This is a genomic window from Stenotrophomonas rhizophila (assembly GCF_020857975.1).
GTDB lineage: Bacteria > Pseudomonadota > Gammaproteobacteria > Xanthomonadales > Xanthomonadaceae > Stenotrophomonas > Stenotrophomonas rhizophila_C.
In genome coordinates this window covers 1-21,818 of the sequence record NZ_JACWUO010000020.1, presented here as the reverse complement: position 1 = coordinate 21,818, position 21,818 = coordinate 1, and the positions used below count along the sequence as shown (strand labels likewise).

Annotated in this window: 18 protein-coding genes; 10 read left to right on the top strand and 8 right to left on the bottom strand. The window is 66.4% G+C overall.

The window, feature by feature from the left end; translation table 11 throughout:
• Positions 1-35: 35 nt before the first annotated feature.
• From IC535_RS15865 to hglS, 3 genes are all read left to right on the top strand, one after another.
• A complete protein-coding gene (locus IC535_RS15865; protein ID WP_228887372.1) occupies positions 36-785 on the top strand; it encodes an HAD family hydrolase in 750 nt (249 codons plus the stop codon).
• Positions 786-791: 6 nt separating this feature from the next.
• Positions 792-1,334, top strand: a complete 543-nt coding sequence (locus IC535_RS15860; RefSeq protein ID WP_429000405.1) for a hypothetical protein — start codon at positions 792-794, stop codon at positions 1,332-1,334.
• Positions 1,335-1,603: 269 nt separating this feature from the next.
• Positions 1,604-2,977 (top strand): 2-oxoadipate dioxygenase/decarboxylase HglS, encoded by a 1,374-nt coding sequence (hglS, locus tag IC535_RS15855; RefSeq protein WP_228887374.1) that lies wholly within the window; start codon positions 1,604-1,606, stop codon positions 2,975-2,977.
• Positions 2,978-3,228: 251 nt separating this feature from the next.
• On the opposite strand, the gene IC535_RS15850 is transcribed toward hglS, so the two are convergent.
• The gene (locus IC535_RS15850) at positions 3,229-4,743 is read right to left on the bottom strand and encodes an acetyl-CoA hydrolase/transferase family protein (protein WP_228887375.1); all 1,515 of its coding nucleotides are present in this window, start codon (positions 4,741-4,743) and stop codon (positions 3,229-3,231) included.
• A 372-nt stretch (positions 4,744-5,115) separates the two neighbouring features.
• Between IC535_RS15850 and glnE the strand changes: the two genes are divergently transcribed.
• A complete protein-coding gene (glnE, locus tag IC535_RS15845) occupies positions 5,116-7,941 on the top strand; it encodes a bifunctional [glutamate--ammonia ligase]-adenylyl-L-tyrosine phosphorylase/[glutamate--ammonia-ligase] adenylyltransferase (RefSeq protein ID WP_228887376.1) in 2,826 nt (941 codons plus the stop codon).
• 207 nt (positions 7,942-8,148) lie between these two features.
• Here glnE and IC535_RS15840 read toward each other — a convergent pair whose 3' ends face one another.
• From IC535_RS15840 to IC535_RS15825, 4 genes are all read right to left on the bottom strand, one after another.
• Positions 8,149-8,703 (bottom strand): queuosine precursor transporter, encoded by a 555-nt coding sequence (locus tag IC535_RS15840; protein WP_228887377.1) that lies wholly within the window; start codon positions 8,701-8,703, stop codon positions 8,149-8,151.
• A gap of 74 nt (positions 8,704-8,777) precedes the next feature.
• On the bottom strand, positions 8,778-9,293 hold the full coding sequence (locus IC535_RS15835; RefSeq protein ID WP_228887378.1) for a hypothetical protein: 516 nt from the start codon (positions 9,291-9,293) through the stop codon (positions 8,778-8,780).
• A 139-nt stretch (positions 9,294-9,432) separates the two neighbouring features.
• On the bottom strand, positions 9,433-10,299 hold the full coding sequence (locus IC535_RS15830; protein WP_228887379.1) for a DUF2145 domain-containing protein: 867 nt from the start codon (positions 10,297-10,299) through the stop codon (positions 9,433-9,435).
• 36 nt (positions 10,300-10,335) lie between these two features.
• Positions 10,336-11,304, bottom strand: coding sequence for a mitochondrial fission ELM1 family protein (locus IC535_RS15825; RefSeq protein WP_228887380.1), 969 nt, complete (start codon positions 11,302-11,304; stop codon positions 10,336-10,338).
• A 130-nt stretch (positions 11,305-11,434) separates the two neighbouring features.
• Here IC535_RS15825 and IC535_RS15820 point away from each other — a divergent pair, with 130 nt between their 5' ends.
• From IC535_RS15820 to IC535_RS15810, 3 genes are all read left to right on the top strand, one after another.
• Positions 11,435-12,025 (top strand): malonic semialdehyde reductase, encoded by a 591-nt coding sequence (locus IC535_RS15820; protein ID WP_228887381.1) that lies wholly within the window; start codon positions 11,435-11,437, stop codon positions 12,023-12,025.
• A 132-nt stretch (positions 12,026-12,157) separates the two neighbouring features.
• Positions 12,158-12,862 carry a YceI family protein gene (locus IC535_RS15815; RefSeq protein WP_228887382.1) on the top strand — a complete coding sequence of 235 codons (705 nt, stop codon included), beginning with the start codon at positions 12,158-12,160 and terminating at the stop codon, positions 12,860-12,862.
• A 221-nt stretch (positions 12,863-13,083) separates the two neighbouring features.
• Positions 13,084-13,893 (top strand): hypothetical protein, encoded by an 810-nt coding sequence (locus tag IC535_RS15810; protein WP_228887383.1) that lies wholly within the window; start codon positions 13,084-13,086, stop codon positions 13,891-13,893.
• 234 nt (positions 13,894-14,127) lie between these two features.
• Here the strand turns inward: IC535_RS15810 and IC535_RS15805 are convergent, their stop codons facing one another.
• The 3 genes from IC535_RS15805 to IC535_RS15795 all read right to left on the bottom strand — a co-directional run bounded on the left by IC535_RS15805 (position 14,128) and on the right by IC535_RS15795 (position 16,144).
• Positions 14,128-14,565, bottom strand: a complete 438-nt coding sequence (locus IC535_RS15805; protein ID WP_228887384.1) for a hypothetical protein — start codon at positions 14,563-14,565, stop codon at positions 14,128-14,130.
• A gap of 172 nt (positions 14,566-14,737) precedes the next feature.
• Positions 14,738-15,535 carry a siderophore-interacting protein gene (locus tag IC535_RS15800; RefSeq protein ID WP_228887385.1) on the bottom strand — a complete coding sequence of 266 codons (798 nt, stop codon included), beginning with the start codon at positions 15,533-15,535 and terminating at the stop codon, positions 14,738-14,740.
• A gap of 105 nt (positions 15,536-15,640) precedes the next feature.
• On the bottom strand, positions 15,641-16,144 hold the full coding sequence (locus IC535_RS15795) for a PadR family transcriptional regulator (RefSeq protein WP_228887386.1): 504 nt from the start codon (positions 16,142-16,144) through the stop codon (positions 15,641-15,643).
• 460 nt (positions 16,145-16,604) lie between these two features.
• On the opposite strand from IC535_RS15795, the gene aceE reads away from it, so the two are divergent.
• The 3 genes from aceE (at position 16,605) to IC535_RS15780 (ending at position 21,649) form a co-directional block, all read left to right on the top strand.
• Positions 16,605-19,292 carry a pyruvate dehydrogenase (acetyl-transferring), homodimeric type gene (aceE, locus tag IC535_RS15790; RefSeq protein WP_228887387.1) on the top strand — a complete coding sequence of 896 codons (2,688 nt, stop codon included), beginning with the start codon at positions 16,605-16,607 and terminating at the stop codon, positions 19,290-19,292.
• Positions 19,293-19,579: 287 nt separating this feature from the next.
• Positions 19,580-20,773 (top strand): DNA cytosine methyltransferase, encoded by a 1,194-nt coding sequence (locus tag IC535_RS15785; protein ID WP_228887388.1) that lies wholly within the window; start codon positions 19,580-19,582, stop codon positions 20,771-20,773.
• 9 nt (positions 20,774-20,782) lie between these two features.
• On the top strand, positions 20,783-21,649 hold the full coding sequence (locus IC535_RS15780; protein WP_228887389.1) for a Bpu10I family restriction endonuclease: 867 nt from the start codon (positions 20,783-20,785) through the stop codon (positions 21,647-21,649).
• The last annotated feature ends 169 nt before the right edge of the window (positions 21,650-21,818 follow it).

Genomic DNA, 21,818 nt, shown 5'->3' with positions numbered 1-21,818 from the left:
TTGGGCGGGCGGGCCGCTGTTGCTATCCTTGCCGCATGATGACCTCCACACCTGCGCCCACCGGCGCCATCGGTCTGGTCGGTTTTGACGGTGACGACACGCTGTGGAAAAGCGAGGATTACTACCGCCAGGCCGAGCAGGATTACCTCGACATCCTGTCGCGCTACATCGACGTGCACGACACCCAGACCGCGCGCCACCTGCTGGAAGTGCAGCAGCGCAACCTGGGCGTGTTCGGCTATGGCGTCAAGGGCATGACCCTGTCGATGGTCGAGGCGGCCATCGAGATCACCCAGCAGATGATCAACGCGCGCGACCTCCAGCAGATCCTGGACATCGGCCACGCCACCCTGCGCCACCCGGTGGAGCTGATCGACGGCGTGCGCGAGTCGGTCACCGAGATCGCCGGCGAGTATCCGGTAGTGCTGATCACCAAGGGCGATCTGTTCCACCAGGAAGCCAAGATCAAACTGGCCAACCTGCGCGACCTGTTCCCGCGCATCGAAATCGTGTCCGAAAAGGACCCGGAAACCTACGCGCGCGTGCTGGAAGAATTCGACCTGCCGATCCAGCGTTTCTGCATGGTCGGCAATTCGCTGCGCTCGGATATCGAGCCGGTGGTCACCCTCGGCGGTTGGGGCATCCATACCCCGTATGCGGTGACCTGGGCGCACGAAACCCAGCACGGCGTGGCCGATGACGAGCCGCGCATGGTCGATGCGCCCACCGCCTTCGACTGGCCGCAGGCACTGCGCGCGATCGAAGCCAAGGCCGCGCAGGGCTGACCGGTGATCCTGCGCCTGGGCCTGCTGGTATTGCTGCTGGTGTTGCCGGCACTGGCGGCTGCGCAGCAGACCGCCGAAAAATCCGAGGCCTACCAGGTCCACACCGGCGATGCCTGGGTCGACGCCCAGCTGCAGGACATCAACCACTACGCCGAACGCTACCCGGACAGTTTCCTGGACGAGGTGGCGCGCTATGCCGGCGTGTCGCGCGGCTATATCGCCGCGTTGATGTACACCCATGGCTGGCAGGCCGGGGATATCTACTTCGCCTGCTTCTGGGCCCATGTAATCGAGCGTTCCTGCCGCGACAGCGTCCAGGCGTGGAGCCGCGCGGTACCGGAGGAAGGCCAGCCCAGGCGCTGGCAGGCGGTGGTCGAGGAGCTGCCGGTCGCGCCCAGCAACCTGCACTGGCGCGCGCTGCGCCACGCCATCGTGGCCAGCCACGACCACTGGGACCGCCCGGTGAAACTGGACGCCACCCTGCAGCGCCAGCTCGGCGACCGCGCCCAGCGCCAGCGCGCGGCGGCCGAGGCGCCTGCCGGGCGGTGAGAGAGCGTATCCACGCATGGCGTGGATCTACGGGAATCCCGGCGTAGATCCACGCCATGCGTGGATGCTGTTCTTGAACGCGTCGCCACGCGCCCATGTGCCCATGCGCCCCGTCGGCAGGATTGTCGGCGTGGATGCCGTTCGCGCCAACCCCAAGGCGTCCACGAACCGGCTTGTGCCTTTGCTGCTATGCAGATGGCCGTAACCGACCGCCTCGGCGACAATGCGCGATTGCCGCACCTCCCCCGTGATCCGTTGCCGAGTACGTGATGAGCACCGACCGTTTCGTTTCACCCGACGATATCCGCAGCCTGTTCGCCCAGGCGATGTCCACCATGTACCGCACCGAAGTGCCGCTGTACGGCACCCTGGTCGACCTGGTGGCCGAGATCAACGACGCGGTGCTCACCGCCGACCCCTCGTTGGCCGAACAGCTGGACCGCACCGACGAGCGCGCCCGCCTGGGCCAGGAGCGCCACGGGGCCATCCGTGTCGGTACCGCTGAAGAACTGGCCACGCTCGGCCGCCTGTTCGCGGTGATGGGCATGCACCCGGTCGGCTATTACGACCTCTCGGTGGCCGGCGTGCCGGTGCATTCCACCGCGTTCCGCCCGCGCACCGCCACGGCGCTGGCGCACAACCCGTTCCGGGTGTTCACCTCGCTGCTGCGGCTGGAACTGATCGAGGACGCCGCCCTGCGCGACACCGCCGCGCAGATTCTGGCCCGGCGCCGGATCTTCACCGACACCGCGCTGGCACTGATCGCACAGGCCGAGCGCGACGGTGGCCTGAGCGACGCCGACGCCCGCCGCTTCGTCATCGAAGCGCTGGAAACCTTCCGCTGGCACGGCGATGCCACCGTGTCGCTGGATACCTACCACGCCCTGCACGACGCGCACCGGCTGATCGCCGACGTGGTCTGCTTCCGCGGCCCGCACATCAACCACCTCACCCCGCGCACCCTGGACATCGACGCCGCCCAGGCCGCCATGCTCGCCCGCGGCATCGACGCCAAAGCCGTGGTCGAAGGCCCCCCGCCGCGGCGCTGCCCGATCCTGCTGCGCCAGACCAGTTTCAAGGCGCTGCAGGAGACCGTGCATTTCCCCTCCGGCGCGGCGCCGTCGGGCGACGCCGGCACCCATACCGCGCGCTTCGGCGAGATCGAGCAGCGCGGCCTGGCGCTGACCCGCAAGGGCCGCGCGCTGTACGACCGGTTGCTGGCGCAGGCGCGCGACAGCGGCGGCGCCGGCAGCACCGGCCAGGATTACCCGACCCGCCTGGCGGCGGCCTTCCAGGTCTTCCCGGATGACCATGCCACCCTGCGCCGCGAAGGTCTCGGGTATTACCGCTACGCGCTTACCGCCGCCGGCCGCGCCGATCCGGCCGCGGTCGGCGAACTGCCGGCCGAGGCGCTGATCGCCGCCGGCCTGGCCAGCGCCGACCCGATCGTCTACGAGGATTTCCTGCCGGTCAGCGCGGCGGGCATCTTCCAGTCCAACCTCGGCGGCGAAGAACAGCGCGCCTATGCCGCCCACGCCAACCGCGACGCGTTTGAACAGGCGCTGGGCATGCAGGTGGAAGACGAGTTCGCCATTTACGAGCGGCTGCAGGCCGAATCGCTGGCTACGCTGCGGGCCGCGTAATCGCCTGCGCTGGGGGTGGTCACCCGCCCTGGTAGGGTCGCATCCCGATCGACTGCCGTGGCACTGCCCGCGTCCGGTGCTGGCATGAACCTGGGCGGGGAGGGCATCTGCTTCGCTACCGGTCCTGCGTTACCGGCCGTTGCACCGTTCACGGCAGTCGTTTGGGAACCGACCCTACCGGTGCGTCGCGCATCGGGAAAATTGCGCCACGCATCGACAAAACGGCCGGGCATCTGCCCGGCCGTCTCGCATCACGCCTTCATCGTGCCGGTATCCAGCCACCGCTGGTGCCACGACAGCGCCTCGGGCAACAGGTGCGGGGTGTGCTTGCCGTAACTGTCGCGGCTGGCGCGCTCGAAATAATCGTTGAGCTGGTCGCGGAAATCCGGATGCGCGCAGTTGTCGATCACCACCCGCGCACGCTTGCGCGGGGTCAGCCCGCGCAGATCGGCCAGGCCCTGCTCGGTGACGATCACCGACACATCGTGCTCGGTGTGGTCCACATGGCTGACCATCGGCACGATCGCCGAGATGCTGCCGTTCTTGGCCGTGGACGGGCTCAGGAACGCCGACAGGAATCCGTTGCGGGCGAAATCGCCCGAGCCGCCGATACCGTTCATGATCCGGCTGCCCATCACATGGGTCGAATTGACGTTGCCGTACAGGTCGGCCTCGATCATGCCGTTCATGCCGATGCAGCCCAGCCGGCGCACCAGCTCGGGGTGGTTGGAAATCTCCTGGGTGCGCATGATGATGCGTTCGCGGTAGAAATCGATGTTCTGCTTGAACGTTTCATTGGCCTGCGGGCTCAGTGCAAAGCCGGTGCACGAGGCGTAGCTGAGCACGCCGTCGCGCAGCAGGTCGAGCATGCCGTCCTGGATCACCTCGGTGAACGCGGCCAGGTCGCGGAAGCCGCTTTTGGCCAATCCGGCCAGCACCGCGTTGGGAATATTGCCCACCCCGCTCTGCAGCGGCAGCAGGTTGGCCGGCAGGCGGCCCTTGGCCACTTCATGCTTGAGGAAGGCGATCAGGTGCTCGGCGATCTGTTCGCTGGTGGCATCGATCGGGCTGAACGGGCTGTTGCGGTCCGGGCCGTTGGTGCGCACCACCGCCACGATCTTGTCCGGGTCGCAGCGCAGCGAGGTCTCGCCGATGCGGTCGTTGGCCTGCACCAGCGGAATCGGCTTGCGGTGCGGCGGCAGCGCGGTGCCGTAGTAGATGTCGTGCATGCCGTCCACGCCGGCCGGCTGCCACTCGTTGACCTCGATGATCACCTTGCTGGCCAGGTCCAGCCAGGTCTTGTTGTTGCCCACCGAGGTGGACGGCACCAGCGAGCCGTCTTCACGGATCGCCGAAACCTCCACCACCGCCGTGTCGATCTGCCCATAGAAGCCGAACCACACGTGCTGGGCCACATGGCTCAGATGGATATCGATGTAATCCAGCTTGCCTTCGTTGATGCGGTTGCGCGCATCCGGGTCGCTCTGGAACGGCATGCGCATGGCGATGCCATCGGCCTTGGCCAGCGCGCCGTCCAGTTCCGGCGCGGTGGACGCGCCGGTCATCAGGCTGATCTGGAAGGGCAGGTCGCGGGCGTGGAAGGCCTCGATGCGCTGGGCCAGCGCCACCGGTACCGCCTTGGGGTAGCCCGAGCCGGTGAAGCCGCTCATGGCCACGGTTTCACCCGGCTGGATCAGGGCGGCGGCCGCTTCGGCGGTTACGACGCGGTCGCGCAGACGCGCGTTGGCAATGCGATCGACAGACATGGCAACAACGTTGGAGGGGGAACGGCATTATCGGCGATCCTCGGCGGGCGCAGGGTGCGACCAAGGTGGGATGGCAATCGCGGCCGGGGCCGTCCCTGTTCAGCTTTGACCGCACTGCTGTACCCACAAGTGTTGTTTTGCAGTGCAGCGTGCAAGTTCCCCGCCGACGCTAGAAGATCGACCTGCATCCCGACGTGGGGGAGGGAGCAGAGCCCGCTGACAGTTCGCTGTTGGCGGGCTTTTTTATGCGCGCCGTTCGGGGGGTGTGGCGCCGGTCCGGTTGGCGCCTTGCCACGCGCCGGTGGGTTCCCCGCACTACAGGGACGCGCTTCCGGCTGCGGAACCCTCCCCGCGATGCCACATAATCCCCGCATGCCGATCCCCGCCGACGCTGTTCCCGCCGCCCTCGTTCCTTTGGTTGACCGCGCCCTGGCGCGTCTGGCCGTGTCGCTGGCCGATGGCGGGCACTGGCCGCCCCCGGCCGAAACGCTGGACCGCCTGCGCCGGCTGGCCATCACCAGCGACTTCGCCATCGACACCCTGTGCCGGCAACCGGCGCTGCTGTCGCAGCTGCTCCAGCCCGGCTGCCCGCCGCTGCCGCTGCCGGTGCTGGACCCACAGCAGCCGGCCGACTGGCCGCAGCGCCTGCGCCGCTACCGCGGCGCCGCCTCCACCCGCCTGATCTGGCGCGACCTGGAGGGCCTGGACGACGTCCCGGCCACTCTGGCCGGCGCCACCGCCCTGGCCGAACACTGCCTGGGCCTGGCCCTGGCCGCACTGGAGCAGGAATTCGCCGGCCGCCACGGCGTGGTCCGCGCCAGCGATGGCAGCGCCCAGCAGTTGGTGGTGTTCGGGCTGGGCAAGCTGGGCGGCGGCGAACTGAACTTCAGTTCCGACGTCGACCTGGTCTATGCCTACCCGCAGGGCGGTGAATCGGACGGCACGCGCCCGCTGGCCGCCGAGGAATATTTCGCCCGGCTCGGCCAGCGCCTGGCCCGGCTGCTGGATGAAACCACCGTGGACGGCTTCAGCCACCGCGTCGACCTGCGCCTGCGCCCGTTCGGCAGTGCCGGGCGGGTGGCGCTGTCGTTTGCCGGCATGGACCAGTACTTCCAGCGCGAAGGCCGCGACTGGGAACGCTACGCCTGGTTGAAGGCGCGCGCGGTGGCCGGCGATATCGCCGCCGGCGAAGCCTGGCTGCAGACCCTGCGCCCGTTCGTCTACCGCCGCTACCTGGATTTCACCGCGCTGGACGGCCTGCGCGACATGAAGGCGGCGATCACCGCCGAAGTGTCGCGGCGCGAAATGTTCGATGACATCAAGCGCGGCCCCGGTGGCATCCGCGAAATCGAATTCCTGGCCCAGGCCCTGCAGCTGATCCGCGGCGGCCGCGAAGCCAGCCTGCGCGAGCGCCGCCTGCTGCACGCGCTGCCGGCGCTGGTGGCGTGCGGGCAGATGGCCGCGCAGGACGGCCAGGACCTGCTGCAGGCCTATGCCTTCCTGCGCCGCCTGGAAAACCGCCTGCAGATGCTGCGCGATGCGCAGACCCACGCGCTGCCGGCCGACCCGATCGACCGGCTGCGCATCGCCGTCGGCCTGGGCTATCCCGACGCGGACGCGCTGCTGGCCGCGCTGGACGTGCAGCGCCAGCGGGTCAGCACCGAATTCGGCGCGCTGCTGGCCCCGCGCAAGGGCCAGGCCGCACCGGATGCGCTGTCCAGTTACTGGCGCGGATTGCCCGAGGGCGGCAGCGCGCAGATCCTGGCCGATGCCGGTTTCCACGACCCGGCCAGCGCCGACCAGTCGCTGCGCGAATTCGCCCAGTCCTCGGGGGTGAAGTCGCTGTCCGACAGCGCGCGGGCGCGGCTGGACCGGGTGCTGCCGGCGCTGCTGCATGCCGCCACCGGCTCGCCACGGCCGGACGCGGCGCTCAAGCGCGTGCTTGGCCTGTTGCAGGCGATCCTGCGCCGCACCAGTTACCTGGCCCTGCTCGACGAACAACCCAGTGCGCTGGCCCGGCTGGTCGACGTACTGGCGCGCAGCGCGCTGCTGGCCGAACGCCTGGCCGCCTATCCACTGCTGCTGGACGAACTGCTGGACGTGCGCGTGTCCGGGCCCATCCCCGACGCGGCCGCGCTGCAGGCCGAGTGCGATACCGCCCTGGCCGTGGACGACCCCGAAGCGGCATTGCGCCTGCTCAATGAAGTGCGCCTGGCGCTGAGTTTCCGCATGGCCCTGGCCACCCTGGACGGCCGCCAGCGCGCGGTGGACAGCACCCGCCAGCTGGCCGAGCTGGCCCAGGCGGTGGTGGTCACCGTGCTGGCCATGGCCGAGGCCGACATGGGCCATGCACACGGCCGCATTCCCGGCGGGCGCTTTGCCATCATCGGCTACGGCAGCCTGGGCGGCCTGGAACTGGGCTTCGGCTCGGACCTGGACCTGGTGTTCCTGCACGACCACCCGGCCGACCAGGACAGCAGCGACGGCAAGCGCCCGCTCGACCCGGGCCGCTGGTATGCGCGCCTGGCGCAGAAGGTGATGGCGTTGCTGGGCGCGGTCACCGCCGCCGGGCGCCTGTACGACATCGACGTGCGGCTGCGCCCGGACGGCGGCAAGGGCGCGCTGGTGTCCTCGCTGGCCAGCTACACCGAGTACCAGCGCGAACGCGCCTGGACCTGGGAACACCAGGCCCTGGTGCGCGCGCGCGGGATCGCCGGCGATGCCAGTCTGCTGGCCGATTTCGAGCAGGTACGCGCGCAGACCCTGGCCCGCCCGCGCGACCCTGCCGTGCTGTATGCCGACGTGCTGAAGATGCGCGCGCGGATGCGCGCCGAACTGGACCGCAGCGATGCGGCGCGGCTGGACCTCAAGCAGGGCGCCGGCGGCATCGTCGACCTGGAATTCCTGCTGCAGACCGGGGTGCTCGACAGCGCCGGCGGCCACCCGCAGGTACTGCAGCCGCGCGATACGCCGCAGCTGATCGATGCGCTGGCCGACATCGCCTGGCTGCCCGGCGGCACCCGCGCCGGCCTGCATGAAGCGCACGCGGCGCTGCTGGACGTCGGCCTGGCCTGCACGCTGGACCGCCGCCCGCGCCTGGCTGCGCCCACCCCGGCGTTGGAAGAAGCATGCGCGGTGATCAGCGCCGCCTGCGAGGCCGCCGGCCTTCCGTTCCAGGCGCCGGCAGAAACAACGTGATCGAACGCGGATAGACCCAACGTAGATCCACGCCATGCGTGGATGCTTCCCGGTCCGTGTGCGCGGTCCGTGGTACGTGCGTGGCGGGCACCGCGCCATCCACGCATGAATCGTGCTGCGTGCCCGGCGGCGGCCGCTCTGCGCATGGCGATGCGTTCATTGGATGGGCGCGCCTTGGTCATCGGGCGTGGCGTGGATCCATCCGGGCTACGCGGTGCGGGGCGCCATGCGCCACAACAGTGCGCGGAACGGCACCAGCAGGAACACGCCGATCGCCAGCTTGACCGCCAGGTCGCCGGCGGCCCAGCTCACCCACGGCAGGCTGGAGCCGGCAAAGGCGATGCTCCAGAAGATCGTGGTATCCAGCGTGGCGCTGCAGGTGGTGGCCACCATCGGCGCGCGCCACCAACGCCCGCGGCGCAGCCGGTCGAACACGGTGATGTCCAGCAGCTGGGCGGCGATGAAGGCCAGGCACGAGGCCACCGCGATGCGCGGGGTGGCGATCCAGATCGACAGCAGCACCGCCAGCGCGAAGCCGGCCCAGGCCACCTTGCGCGCCGCCTGCGGCCCGAAACGGCGGTTGATCAGGTTGCTCACCAGGAACGCCACCGGATAGCTGAACGCCCCCCAGGTCAACCAGTCGTTGATCGGGTACTGCACCAGCACGTTGCTGCCCAGCACCACCACGCCCATCGCCAGCACCGCCAACAGCAGCGACGGTACGGTCAACGGGGCAAAGGCAATGGCAGGACGCACAGGCATGGCGCACCGGGAAGTCGGGGAAGCCGCGGATTATCCGGGCTTGGCCCAGCCGGGGCCAGCCCCGGCCCGTTCACTTAGAAGCGTTCGCTCAGGTTGTCGGCGGCCGCGTCGGCGGTGGGCAGGAACGCCAGCGCGGTGCCATCGGCGGCGGCCACGGTCCAGCCGGCGCCGGCCGGGGTCGGCTCGAAGGCCAGCACATCGCCCACCTTGACCTCGGCGGCCGGGTTGTCCGGGCGTGCCGGCCACTGCAGCACCGCCAGGTCATCGGGGGCCTGCGGGTTCTGCAGGGCCACCTGGAACCCCCCATCGGCCTGCTGCTCCACCCGTTCCACCGTCAGCGGCGGCAACGGGCCGGCCTTGGTCCGCGCGGCATGGGCAATGCGGCTGCGGCGGGCCGAACCATCGTGCAGCTTGCCCAGCCCGGCCGAGGTCAACCAGACCGGCGCGGTCACCACCGCCAGGCTGGCCACCGAGGTGATCAGCACGCTGCTGGCCACCGGATGCTTGCTGTAATACTGCGCCTGGGCCGGTGCGACGCCCACGGCCAACGCAAGCAATGGCGCAGCGGCAAGCAGGGAGATCGGTTTCATGCAGTGGTTTCCTGTGTAGGGGGCCAGCAGCGGCCAGTATCGCTTACCAGCGTTGACCGGAGGGTTGCGCCGCGATCCCCAGAACGTTGTTGCTCATCGCTGTCACGGCACACGCCAAGGGGAGCAGGGCACTTTGGGATCACGGCTTGGGCGCGGTAACTCCCGCCACCGGAACATGCGGCACCGACAGCTCCTGCTGCAGCCCCTTCTGCTGCTGCACGAAGTCGAACACCGATTCGACCGTCACCACAGAATAGTTGCCCGAGATCCGTTCGCTGGCAGGATGGTCAGTTACTGCCGCATTGGGCACGAAAAAGCGCGCGCCCAGCCGTTTGGCCACGCCGATATGCAGCGTGCTGGGTTGGTAGTCGTGCTGCTTCAGCCAGCCCTGCACCTGGGTGCGGTTGACGATCAGGGTGTTGTCTTCGAGCTGTGCCAGCGCGGCGGCCAGCACTTCCAGCACCCACTGGTTGGAGTTCTGGTACTCGGCGCGGAACGGGTAGGCCACCACGCTGTAGCGCGCCTCGTGCAGCGCCCGTGCCTGGATCGCCGGCTGGGCCAGCATCGCCTTGAGTGCGGCGCGCACCGCAGGCGTGGGCACGCCGATGCGCAGGTCGGTGTGGCTGGAGGTTTCGCCGATGAAGGTGGCCACGCCCTCGCGGAACAACTGCGATTCGGCGGTCTTGCACGGATTGAGCAGATGCGCCGCGCGCCACTGGCCATCGTCTTCGCGCAGCAGGAAGGCCACATGGCTGTGGCGCAGCCCGTACCTGCTCAGGTCCTGGCCGCCACGCGCGATCAACACCACGTCCACGCCATCGAGCGCATCCAGCGTTTCGGTGGTGGCCAGCGCCACGTCGAACATCGAGGCCAGCGCGGCCGGGGTCGGGTAGCGTTCCACGCACTGCGGCTCGGCCTGCGCGCCGGGCGCGGCCAGGGCCAGCGCAATGCACAGTGCGGCAGGAAGGTATAGGCGCTTCAACAGCGCAGGGCGGGGTGCGTCCATGTCACAGCTTCTCCAGCGGCAACGGCCGCAGCGGCATCATACCGACAGCAATCGCGCCCGCACCTGTGCGGCAATCCGCGCCGTCTCGCGCAGCGGTTCAATCCGCGCATCGCAGTGCCAGTCCAGCCAGCGCGGCTGCAACCGGCCGCGGTCGCGCAAGGCGTGCTGGAACTGCGCCAACCGGCCCTGTGCCTGCCCGGCCAGCGCCACCGCCACCGGCAGGCGCGTGGCGCAAGCTTCGGACAGCAGGTTCACCGAATCGGGCGAGACCACGACCCGATCGGCCCAGCCGAGCAGCCCGGCATACGGGTTGACGCCATCGCCGCCGTCGCCCCAGATCACCTGCGGCAGCTCGGCGAACGCGCTGCGCAGCGCGCCCACCAGTGCCGGCGGGGTGCGCCGCGACGTAGTGGCCAGCAGGCTGCCGCCTTCGGCCTGCAGCTGCGCGGCCAACTGCTGGAACACCCGCACCATGTCCGGCTCATGCCAGGGCGCGTGCGGGGTGGGCCCGCCCACCAGCAGCGCGGTGCGCGGGCCGGGCAGTTCATCGAACGTGGGAAACGCCGCCCGCCCGCAGGCCAGCCAATCGTCGTTGACCGGGTTCAGGCTGCCCAGCAGGGTGAGCACGTTGGCGCCGCGCAGGCGGTCGTGTTCGGGCACCACCAGCAGGTCCCAGTGGCGGGGCGGCAGGCGCGGGTCGAGGATCTGCACGACCCGGGTACCGCGCCGGCGCAACACCCGCAGCGCCCCGGCGGCCTGGCGGCCACAGCCGATCGCCAGCGCCGGCGGCTCGGCGGCCAGTTCGCTGAAGGCCTGTCCATAGCCGGCGGCGGCGCCGGGCAGCCAGCGCGGCGCCAGCCAGCGCCACGGTGCGCGCGGGCTCAGCACCAGCGGACGATGCGCCCCCAGTTTCAGCGCCGAGGCCAGCGCCACCGCCTGCCGCACGTTGCCGGCACGGCCGTCGGTGATCGTCCAGGGGGGACTCCATCGTTTCACGTATGGCATTAATTCGTTTCAGTCAGGCTGGGTGTTGCAACTGTCGCGACACTCTACACTGCCAGCCTTCACCGACGGCGCGCTCGCCCTGCCACGGTAGCCGATTCCGCCACGGTTTCCCCTTTCTTCTGGAGGCTTCATGTCCCACGTACTCGACGCTGCTGCGCTTGACCAGTTGTTCCGTACCGCTCGTACCCAGAACGCCTTCCTCGACAAGCCGGTCGAAGACAGCCAGCTGCAGGCCCTGTACGAACTGCTGAAGTGGGGCCCCACCGCGGCCAACTCCAGCCCGGCGCGCCTAGTGTTCGTGAAGTCGGCCGAAGCCAAGGCCAAGCTGGCCCCGGCCCTGTCCGAAGGCAATCACGGCAAGACCCTGGCCGCCCCGGTCACGGTGATCGTGGCCTTCGATGAAGACTTCCACGAAAAGCTGCCCTACCTGTTCCCGCACGCCGACGCCAAGGCCTGGTTCGACGGCCCGCGCGAAGGCCGCACCGAATCGGCGTTCCGCAACGGCAGCCTGCAGGGCGCCTACCTGATCCTGGCCGCGCGTGCGCTGGGCCTGGATGCCGGCCCGATGTCCGGCTTTGACAACGCCAAGGTCGACGAGGCCTTCTTCAAGGGCACCGCCATCAAGTCGAATTTCCTGGTCAATCTGGGGTACGGTGACCCGTCGGGCCTGTTCCCGCGGTTGCCGCGCCTGGCCTTCGACGAAGCGGCCCGCATCGAGTAAGCGTTCCTGCCAGAGGCTAATGGCAGGTGCCGTTGGTAGCGTCGCGCAGCGACGGCCATGCGTTCTGGCCCGCCTGTGCCGACGGGCTGTTGCATCACCCTTCTTTTTCCCTTGATTTCGACGAGACCTGACATGACCGTGACCCGCAAACTGCTGTTGCCGCTGGCCCTGACCCTGGCCATTGCCGCCTGCTCCAAGCCGGCCGAACAGGCCGCCGCCCCGGCCGCCGATGCCCCGGCCGCCGCCGCCGAAACCGCCCCGGTTGCCGACGCTGCCCCGGCTGCGGCCCCGGCCGCTGCCGCCGTGCAGATCGCCTCGGGCACCTACAAGCTCGACCCGACCCACACCGACGTGCTGGTGCAGTGGAGCCACTTCGGCTTCTCCAACCCCTCGGCCCACTTCGGCAACGCCGACGGCACCCTGGTGTACGACGCCGCTGACGTGACCAAGTCCACCGTGGAAGTGACCCTGCCGCTGAGCGGCCTGAACACCTTCACCGCCAAGTTCGACGAGCACATCAAGAGCGCCGATTTCTTCGACGCGGCCAAGTTCCCGTCGGCCACCTTCAAGAGCACCAAGGTTGAAGCGGCCGGCACCAACAAGCTGACCGTCACCGGCGACCTGACCATCAAGGGCATCACCAAGCCGGTGACCCTGGATGTCACCGTCAACGGCGGCGGCGAGCACCCGATGGCCAAGGTGCCGGCCGCCGGCTTCGACGCCACCACCACCGTCAAGCGCAGCGATTTCGGCGTGGGCGCCTACGCCCCGAACGTCAGCGATGAAGTGAAGATCCGCATCACCACCGAAGCCACCGGCGAAAAGCCGGCTGCCTGATCGGCCACTGATGCAGTAGCAGCACAAAGCCCGCCGCAAGGCGGGCTTTTTGTTGGTGCCCCGGCGCAGCGACAGGTCGTCAACACCCACCCCGGTAGCGCCACGCCATGCGTGGCTGCACTCGGCGCACAACCTTCCCCACCGCGCCAGCCACGCATGGCGTGGCGCTACCCGCGCATCCCCATCCCGTAAACTCCCCGCTTCGCGCAATGGAGCACCCCGTGCAAGAAGCACAGTTCTGGATGAAGGAATTCTGGACCGGCCTGAGCCTGCTCGACCTGGTCGGCGGCAGCATCCTGGGCACCCTGGCCGGCCTGCTGGCCGGCATCGCCTGCTGGTACGCCCTGCGCCGCCGCGGCTGGCTGGCCCGGCGCAACCGCTGGCACCATGCGGGCATCGCCACCTACGCGCTCGTGCTGCCGCTGCTGTTCGCCTTCACCGGCCTGCAGCTCGGCTTTGCCGCCGGCGCGCAGCGCGCGCTGTACAAACAGATCGACCACTTCCAGCCGCACCTGCAGACCCTGGTCGCCGGGTGGATGGTGGATGTTGAAGACAGCCTGGACGACCCGGCCCTGGCCACGCTGCTGCGCAGCGACGCCAGCGTGCACGAGGTGACCACCCAGGTAGTGGACACCTACCTGGCCGAACACCCGCTGCCCGGTGCCACCTACCTGCAGGGCCAGGGCGCGTTCACGCGCTGGACCCGCAAGGGGATCGAACACGTGCGCAGCGCGCTGATGTCGCAATGGGTGGAAGACAGTTTGTCGAAGGAAGTGGCCGGCTACAGCGGCGTGGACAAGCAGGTCTTCCGCCAAGCGCTGGGCATGCGCATGAACGAGTTGCTGCACACCAAGGGCGCCATCCGCCTGCTCAAGGCCCAGCTCACCAGCATGATGCCCGGCATCTACCTCGGCCTGCTGCTGCCGCTGCTGATCGTCATGGCCCTGGTGCTGCTGGAGATCGCCCTGGCCAGGCACTATGGCTGGCAGCGCCCGCCGTCAGCAGCCGTCCCGGCAACCCCCGATCGGTAATGCCGGCCGCCGACCGGCTCCTCGCAATCCCCAACCCGATAATGCCGGCCGCCGGCCAGCTCCTCGCGATCCCAATCTGGTAGTGCCGGCCGCCGGCCGGCTCCCCAAGATCCCCACCCGGTAGTGCCGGCCGCTGGCCGGCTCCTCACGATGCCGGTTCGCCCAGGAGCCGGCCAGCGGCCGGCACTACCCGCTTTGGTCGTCCGGCGGAATACCGCGTCACCCAGACGCGTCTCAGCCCGCAGCCATCGCCGCTGCCACCTTCGCCAGCCACGCGGTGGTGAAATCGGTCGGCACCCGCCGCGCCGGCGCGCTCAAGCCGCTGTCGCGCAAAAACGCGTGGGTGGCCTGGGCAAAGCCCTGGCGGGCGATCAACGCAGCCTGCTTCACCGACGCCTGCTGCTTGCGCAGCTGCACGATCTGCAGGCTCGGCTTACCCGGCATCGCGTACTTCTGGTAACGGCGCAGTTCATCGGCCACCAGGCCGATATCGGCCGTGGCCTGGGCCAGCGCGATCTGCGCCTGCGCCAGCGGCACCAGCGCCGCGCGCAGCGGCGCGATATTGCCCGCCACCGACGGCGCCAGCGCGACCAACACCGCATCCAGGGCGGCATCGCCGCGCCCGGCGCGGTCGATCAGGTCGGTCAGTGCCGAAGAAGAGACTGCTTGCATGGAAAGGCACCGGCACAAAACGAGATTATCGCATGGGTGCGTGCCATCGCATGCGCGCTGACGCCCCACGCTTTGCTGCGCAAACCGCGGGCCCCTCTTACCACCACCCACACCCCGCCGCTGCGCTGCCGCCCCCTGACTCAGGGGGCTTGCCTCCAGTCGTTACTCCTACTCAGTCACCGTCGTGCTCGTCGGCGTGGGCCTTCCAGTAGCCGGTCGAGCGGATCCAGTCCTTGGGCACGCCCAGGTGGCCTTCGATGTACTTGCGCATCATCCGCGCCCGCCGCGATTCGGTGGCGATCCAGTAGAAGGTATCGCCGTCGGGCGCCTCGAAATCGGTCAGCACGTCCTCCAGCAGCGTGCTGCTGGCCGCATCGAAGCCGTTGCGCTCCAGCCACGACACCCGGATGCGGTCATCCTCGGGCAGCGCCTGGCGGTCGCCGGCTTCGGGAATCTCGATATACACCTCGGCCTGGGCACCGGCCGGCAGCGTCTCCAGCCAGCGGCCGATCGCCGGCAGCGCGGTCTCATCGCCGATCAGCACATAGGTATCGAAATCGGCTGCGGTCATATGCGAGCCGCGCGGGCCGCCCACCGCGATGGCATCGCCCGGCTGGGCATTGGCCGCCCAGCTGGACGCCACGCCATGGCCGTGCATGACGAAATCCAGCGCCAGCTCCCCGGTGTCCAGGTTCCACCAGCGCGGGGTGTAGTCGCGTGCCGGCGACGGTGCCTGGCCTTCGGGGTAACGCGGGCCTTCGGCGGTCAGCGTCGGCAGCACGAACTGGCCGTCCGCATTGGGGAAGAACAGCTTGACGTGGTCGTCCGGCGAGGGCGACATAAAGCCCTCCAGCGCCGGCCCGCCCACGATCACCCGGCGCATGCACGGGCTGATCTCCTCGGTGCGCAGCACCTGCAGCGGGCGGAAGGTCACGGTATGACGCAGCAGTTTGTTTTCATGCAAAGCCATGGGGAATGCCTGTATGCAGTGCGCCGCAGCGCGGCGTAGGGGGAAGGACCTGGCTGGCCAAGGCTGGCTGGGTCGAACAATTCAAAACAAGGGCGCAGCGCATGCTCAACGCCCGTGTGCGCGGATCCGCGCGGCCGCCTCGCGCAGCGCCTGCGCCGCGCTGGCGGCGCTGTCGTCCTGCCAGCGCCCGTGGCACGACGCCAGCGCATGCTTGACCTCGCGCAACGCCTCGCGCACGCCCGGCGGCAGGTTGGCCTTGGTGATCGTGCGCGCGCTGTCGCGCACCCGGCGCAGGGCGGCATCCACGGCCTCGCGCTGCGCGGCCAGCTCGGCCTGGCCCAGCGCGCTCAACCGGTAGCGCTTGCGCCCGCCGTCCTCCACCGCGTCCACCCAGCCGGCCGCCTCGAACTGCGCCAGCACCGGGTAGATCGAGCCCGCGCTGGGCGTATAGACCCGCACGAACATCTCGCTGATCAGCTGGATCAGCTCGTAGCCGTGGCGCGGCTGCTCGGACAGCAGCGACAGCACCAGCAGGCGCAGGTCGCCACGGCTGAGCGGCCGGGTGGTGAGCGGGCGGGCAGGGCGGTCGAGGTCGCGCGGGGTGGTCATTTCGATATATCGAATGCGATTGCGGAACGATATATCGAAAACTACCCGCGCCACCAGCCCCCGCACATGCCCGGCAGGGAAGCGTTCAGCTGACCGTTCGCCGCGATGGTGCGTGCCCGTGGTGGAACAATCCCTAGCCCGGACCGCGCGCGTGGAACCTCGTCGCTCGCGCGCACCCACCGCCGCAGGCCCCGTCATTACGGCACCCGGGCCCGTCAGCACCGCGTCGGCCCACGCCGCACTGTCCCGCTGACCTGCCCATGTCATCGCCGCGCGCGATGCTGGCGCGCGCCGTGGAACCGCACACAGCGCCCTGTCGCTGTCGCGCGCTGTCCCGGCGGACACCGCGCGATGGTTCCATACGCAACCGTAGCCAAGTAAGCAAACCCGTTGGTGCGCTACACTTTGCGGCTAGAAATCTAAAACAGTCGCGCGCGTGCGTGCGGTCATGGGAGCGCAAATGAACTGGTTGAACGAGGTGCTGAACAACGACCCGAATCCTGTGGAAACCCAGGAATGGATCGAGTCGCTGAAGGCCGTTATTGATGTCGAGGGCCCTGAGCGCGCGCATCAACTGTTGGAAGGCATGGTGGAACTGACCCGTCGCTCGGGCGCCTACCTGCCGTTCTCTCCCACCACCGAGTACGTCAACACCATCGCGCCGACCCTGGAGGCCAAGAGCCCGGGCAACGCCGAACTGGAATGGCGCATTCGTTCCATCATCCGCTGGAACGCGATGGCCACCGTGGTCCGCGCCAACCGCAAGCCGGGCGACCTGGGCGGCCACATCGCCAGCTTCGCCTCCGGCGCCACCCTGTACGACGTGGGCTTCAACCACTTCTGGCGCGCGCCCAGCGACAACCATCCCGGCGATTTGCTGTTCATCCAGGGCCACAGCGCCCCGGGCATCTATGCGCGTTCGTTCCTGGAAGGCCGCATCGACGAACAGCAGCTGGACAAGTTCCGCATGGAAGTCGACGGTGGCGGCCTGTCCAGCTACCCGCACCCGTGGCTGATGCCCGATTACTGGCAGACCCCCACCGTGTCGATGGGCCTGGGCCCGCTGGCCGCCATCTACCAGGCGCAGTTCCTGCGCTACCTGGAAAACCGCGGCCTGATCGAAAAGAGCGACCGCAAGGTGTGGTGCTTCATCGGTGACGGCGAAAGCGATGAGCCCGAAACCCTCGGCGCCATCGCCCTGGCCGGCCGCGAAGGCCTGGACAACCTGATCTTCGTGGTCAACTGCAACCTGCAGCGCCTGGACGGCCCGGTGCGCGGCAACGGCAAGATCATCCAGGAACTGGAAGGCGTGTTCCGTGGCGGCGGCTGGAACGTGATCAAGCTGCTGTGGGGCGGTTACTGGGATGCCCTGCTGGCCAAGGACACCAACGGCGTCCTGCGCAAGCTGATGATGGAAACCGTCGACGGCGAATACCAGAACTGCAAGGCCTTCGGCGGCGCCTACACGCGCGAGCATTTCTTCGGCAAGTACCCGGAAACCGCCGCCATGGTGGCCGGCCTGAGCGACGATGACATCTGGCGCCTCAACCGTGGTGGCCACGACCCGCACAAGGTCTATGCCGCCTACCACCAGGCCGTGAACACCAAGGGCATGCCCACCGTGATCCTGGCCAAGACGGTCAAGGGCTACGGCATGGGCAGCGCCGGCGAGGCGCTCAATCCCACCCACCAGACCAAGAAGCTGGACGACGAAGCGGTCAAGCATTTCCGCGACCGTTTCAACATCCCGGTCACCGACGCGCAGCTGGCCGACGGCCAGGTGCCGTTCTACCACCCCGGCCCGGATTCGCCGGAAGTGCAGTACCTGCAGGAACGCCGCGCGGCCCTGGGCGGTTACCTGCCGCAGCGCCGCCGCAAGGCCACCAAGAGCTTCAACGCACCGAAGCTGGAAACCTACGAGCGCCTGCTCAAGAGCAGCGGCGAGCGCAGCTACTCCACCACCATGGCCTTCGTGCAGAGCCTCAACATCACCCTGCGCGACAAGGAACTGGGCCCGCACATCGTGCCGATCGTGGCCGACGAAGCCCGCACCTTCGGCATGGAAGGCCTGTTCCGCCAGATCGGCATCTACGCGCCGTTCGGCCAGAAGTACAAGCCGGTCGACGCCGACCAGCTGATGTTCTACCGCGAAGACCAGAGCGGCCAGGTGCTGCAGCAGGGCATCAGCGAGCCGGGCGCGATCAGCTCGTGGATGGCCGCCGGCACCAGCTACTCGGTCAGCAACGTGCCGATGCTGCCGTTCTACATCTACTACTCCATGTTCGGCTTCCAGCGCGTGGGCGACATCGCCTGGCAGGCCGCCGACATGCGTACCCGCGGCTTCCTGCTCGGCGGCACCGCCGGCCGCACCACGCTCAACGGCGAAGGCCTGCAGCATGAAGATGGCCACAGCCATCTGGCTGCCGGCGGCATTCCCAACGTGCGCAGCTACGACCCCACCTTCGGCTTCGAAGTGACCGTGATCCTGCAGCACGGCACCAAGGCGATGATGGAAGATCAGATTGATGAGTACTACTACATCACCCTGATGAACGAAAACTACACCCACCCGGAAATGCCCGAAGGGGCGGCCGAAGGCATCGTCAAGGGCATGTACCTGCTCACCGACGCCGGCAAGCCCAAGAAGGGCGAACTGCGCGTGCAGCTGCTGGGCTCGGGCACCATCCTGCGCGAGGCCATCGAAGCGGCCGCGCTGCTGGAGAAGGATTTCGGCGTCACCGCCGACATCTGGAGCTGCCCCAGCTTCAACGAACTGCGCCGCGACGGTTTCGATGCCGAGCGTTACAACCGCTTCCACCCGGAAGGCGAACAGCGCAAGGCCTACGTGACCGAACTGCTGGAAGGCCGCCAGGGCCCGGCCATTGCCGCCACCGACTACGTGCGTGCCTATGCCGACCAGATCCGCGCGTTCGTGCCGATGGGCTACACCGTGCTCGGCACCGACGGCTTCGGCCGCTCGGACACCCGCGCCAACCTGCGTCGCTTCTTCGAGGTGGACCGGTACTACATCGCGCATGCCGCGATCGCGGCACTGGCCAAGGAAGGGAAGATGACGGGTAAGGATGTGGCCAGGGCGATCAAGCAGTACAAGATTGATCCTGAGAAGGCTAATCCGGTTGGGGTTTGATCACCATCGCCGGTGATGGTCGATAGCAGTGGAGAGTCTTGAGTCTATAGTCGGGGGGCTTGGTTATGCCAAGCCCCCTTTCTATTTCCATGGGTCTTCGGGCGCAACGCTACATGCCGACTAGATGAGGTGCGTCCTTTCATGTCTGGGGGTGTGGATTGAAATCGAACCTGGCCAGAGGATACTCTCGGCCTCTACGCCGTCCTCTGCGTGAGAAGCGACATCAACTTTGGCGTTCTAGTTGGACTGGCAGCCGGAAGCTTGCTTTGCAATACAGAAGGTTTTAAATGAATAAGAAGGTGGTTGTAGATCTCTTTGCAGGAGCCGGAGGTTTTAGTTGTGGTTTTGAAATGGCTGGAGCAACTGCTGCTCTTGCTGTTGAATCGGACCGATGGGCCTGCGATACCTATGAGCATAATCATCCGGGTACGAAGGTGCTTTGTGAGGACGTGACCGCGCTCGAAGCATCAAAGCTGGTTCAAGCGGTGGAAGGGAAAAAGGTTGACTTGGTTATCGGTGGCCCGCCATGTCAGGGCTTTTCAATCGCCAACAGAAATGGGGGGGATCCCAAAGATCCGAGAAATTCGCTATTTATGGATTTCGTACGTCTCGGGTCTGCTCTGGATCCGTCGGTAATGATTATTGAGAATGTTCCAAACCTGGTAAAGGCAAGGACCTCTTCCGGGGAATTGGTTATTGATGTAATTAAGAAGACTATGGAGGCGTTGGGGTACTATTTCTACTCCAACATTCTTCTTGCGACTGATTACGGTGTTCCTCAAATTCGGCGACGTCTTTTTTGTGTTGCTTCGAAGAGGGAGCTTGATAATCCATTTCCAATTCCAACTCACTGCGTTGGCGTCAGCGAAAATCAGCTCTTTTCCCTTCCGGGGCAGGGTCTAAAGTTATGCCCTAATCTCTGGGATGCGATCTCAGATCTTCCAGTCTTGGCTGCCGCTGAAGGGGGCGAAGATCAGCCTTACGTTTTGCCCGCGGAGAATGCCTATCAGGAGTGGGCGCGAGACGGAAGTGAGAGAATCTATAATCACAAGGCGATGGCTCACGGCAAGCGTATGGTTGAACGTTTTGCATCGATGAAATGGGGGGACTCTGTAAATGATGTTCCTCATCATCTCAAGCCTCGGCGGAGAAATTCCAGTGAGATAAATTCGACTGCGTACGATCAAAACAATAGAAGAATGCCTCCCCACTCGCCCTGCAATACTGTCCCAGCTTCATTTTATGCGAATTTTGTGCATCCATTTCAGAATAGAAACTTCACTGCGCGAGAGGGCGCAAGAATACAGAGCTTCCCCGACACGTATCGATTTTTTGGAAAGCCGACTGTCGTGAGCCACAAGCTTCTGGGAAGAGAAGACCGCAAAGAAGACATTTTTCTCTGTCAGTATAATCAGGTGGGAAATGCTGTGCCGCCTTTGATGGCGGAGGCGGTTGCTAGAAATATCTTGAATCAAATATAGGGGGAATATATGTATATCCACGGTAACAATCTTCAGCAAAAAGAGGGTGGAGATAAGTACAGTAGTCCTAAATGCAAGGCGCTGCTTGCTGAAATAAGGCCCGTCTACGATAAGTGGCGCATGGATAATGAGGCTATTTATGGGCCTATCGGGGTTGCGAGTGATGGGGATAAAGCCACTCTGAAGAGGCGGGTCGAGCTTTTGAATGAGTACAAAAACTTCATCGAAGAACGGCGATTTGTGGAGGCGTTTGACTCTCGCTCAAATCTGCAGTCGTCTGCACTTGAGGAGTTCATGTACTACCTTTTCGCAGATTTGATTAAATCGATATCGCCGAATGCACTGGTTGGCAAGTCGCATTCGTTCAAGGATATATTTTTTAGGCCTCCCAGTTTTTCGGAAATGCTGTTGAAGCCCCATGCTTTTGTCGAAAAGAAAGATCACGACTTCGCAATCGGTGTCAGCGTGAATGCGAGTCTTGTCACGAAAGGTGCTGTTGCCAGCGAGCCTGAAAAGTGGGATTTGCCTGCTGTGGCAATTGAGTGCAAGACCTATTTAGATAAGACGATGCTGCAGGATGTATCAACGGCAGCCGAAGAGTTGAAATTGAGAAATCCAAATGCGATGTATATCGTGGTCGCAGAGTGGTTGAAGTTGACTGAGTCGGTAAATCTTAAGAAGACAAAAATCGATCAGATCTATATTCTTAGAAAGCAGAAGAATTCTGACAGGGAAGTCAGGTTGCGGCCCGAGTATGTGAAGAATCAGATATTTGACGACGTCGTGGAGCACCTCTTCACCACTGTTCGTGATCATTTAACAAAGCCCTGGGGCGGGTCGATTGCTGCGGGCTTGGCGAAGGGGGTACTTCTCTAAGGGCACTCCGAACAACTTGGTGGGGTGGCTCTCGGTAACGCCGGTCTCTGGCGCTGCACCGGAGGCGTCTACTGCCGGACCATGTTCCCGTCCCGACGTCCCCCCGAGATTGAGTAGCGAAGCGGTTTGGAGTCCAATCCTCAATGACAAGGAGATTGGACGTGAAGAA

Bases quoted from the DNA above. Each gene is read 5' to 3' on its own strand.
- IC535_RS15800 (WP_228887385.1), bottom strand. From the start codon at position 15,535: ATGGCTTTGCATGAAAACAAACTGCTGCGTCATACCGTGACCTTCCGC.
- IC535_RS15785 (WP_228887388.1), top strand. From the start codon at position 19,580: ATGAATAAGAAGGTGGTTGTAGATCTCTTTGCAGGAGCCGGAGGTTTT.
- IC535_RS15805 (WP_228887384.1), bottom strand. From the start codon at position 14,565: ATGCAAGCAGTCTCTTCTTCGGCACTGACCGACCTGATCGACCGCGCC.
- IC535_RS15830 (WP_228887379.1), bottom strand. From the start codon at position 10,299: ATGGACGCACCCCGCCCTGCGCTGTTGAAGCGCCTATACCTTCCTGCC.
- IC535_RS15835 (WP_228887378.1), bottom strand. From the start codon at position 9,293: ATGAAACCGATCTCCCTGCTTGCCGCTGCGCCATTGCTTGCGTTGGCC.
- glnE (WP_228887376.1), top strand. From the start codon at position 5,116: ATGCCGATCCCCGCCGACGCTGTTCCCGCCGCCCTCGTTCCTTTGGTT.
- aceE (WP_228887387.1), top strand. From the start codon at position 16,605: ATGAACTGGTTGAACGAGGTGCTGAACAACGACCCGAATCCTGTGGAA.
- IC535_RS15865 (WP_228887372.1), top strand. From the start codon at position 36: ATGATGACCTCCACACCTGCGCCCACCGGCGCCATCGGTCTGGTCGGT.
- IC535_RS15795 (WP_228887386.1), bottom strand. From the start codon at position 16,144: ATGACCACCCCGCGCGACCTCGACCGCCCTGCCCGCCCGCTCACCACC.
- hglS (WP_228887374.1), top strand. From the start codon at position 1,604: ATGAGCACCGACCGTTTCGTTTCACCCGACGATATCCGCAGCCTGTTC.
- IC535_RS15815 (WP_228887382.1), top strand. From the start codon at position 12,158: ATGACCGTGACCCGCAAACTGCTGTTGCCGCTGGCCCTGACCCTGGCC.
- IC535_RS15840 (WP_228887377.1), bottom strand. From the start codon at position 8,703: ATGCCTGTGCGTCCTGCCATTGCCTTTGCCCCGTTGACCGTACCGTCG.
- IC535_RS15780 (WP_228887389.1), top strand. From the start codon at position 20,783: ATGTATATCCACGGTAACAATCTTCAGCAAAAAGAGGGTGGAGATAAG.
- IC535_RS15850 (WP_228887375.1), bottom strand. From the start codon at position 4,743: ATGTCTGTCGATCGCATTGCCAACGCGCGTCTGCGCGACCGCGTCGTA.
- IC535_RS15820 (WP_228887381.1), top strand. From the start codon at position 11,435: ATGTCCCACGTACTCGACGCTGCTGCGCTTGACCAGTTGTTCCGTACC.
- IC535_RS15825 (WP_228887380.1), bottom strand. From the start codon at position 11,304: ATGCCATACGTGAAACGATGGAGTCCCCCCTGGACGATCACCGACGGC.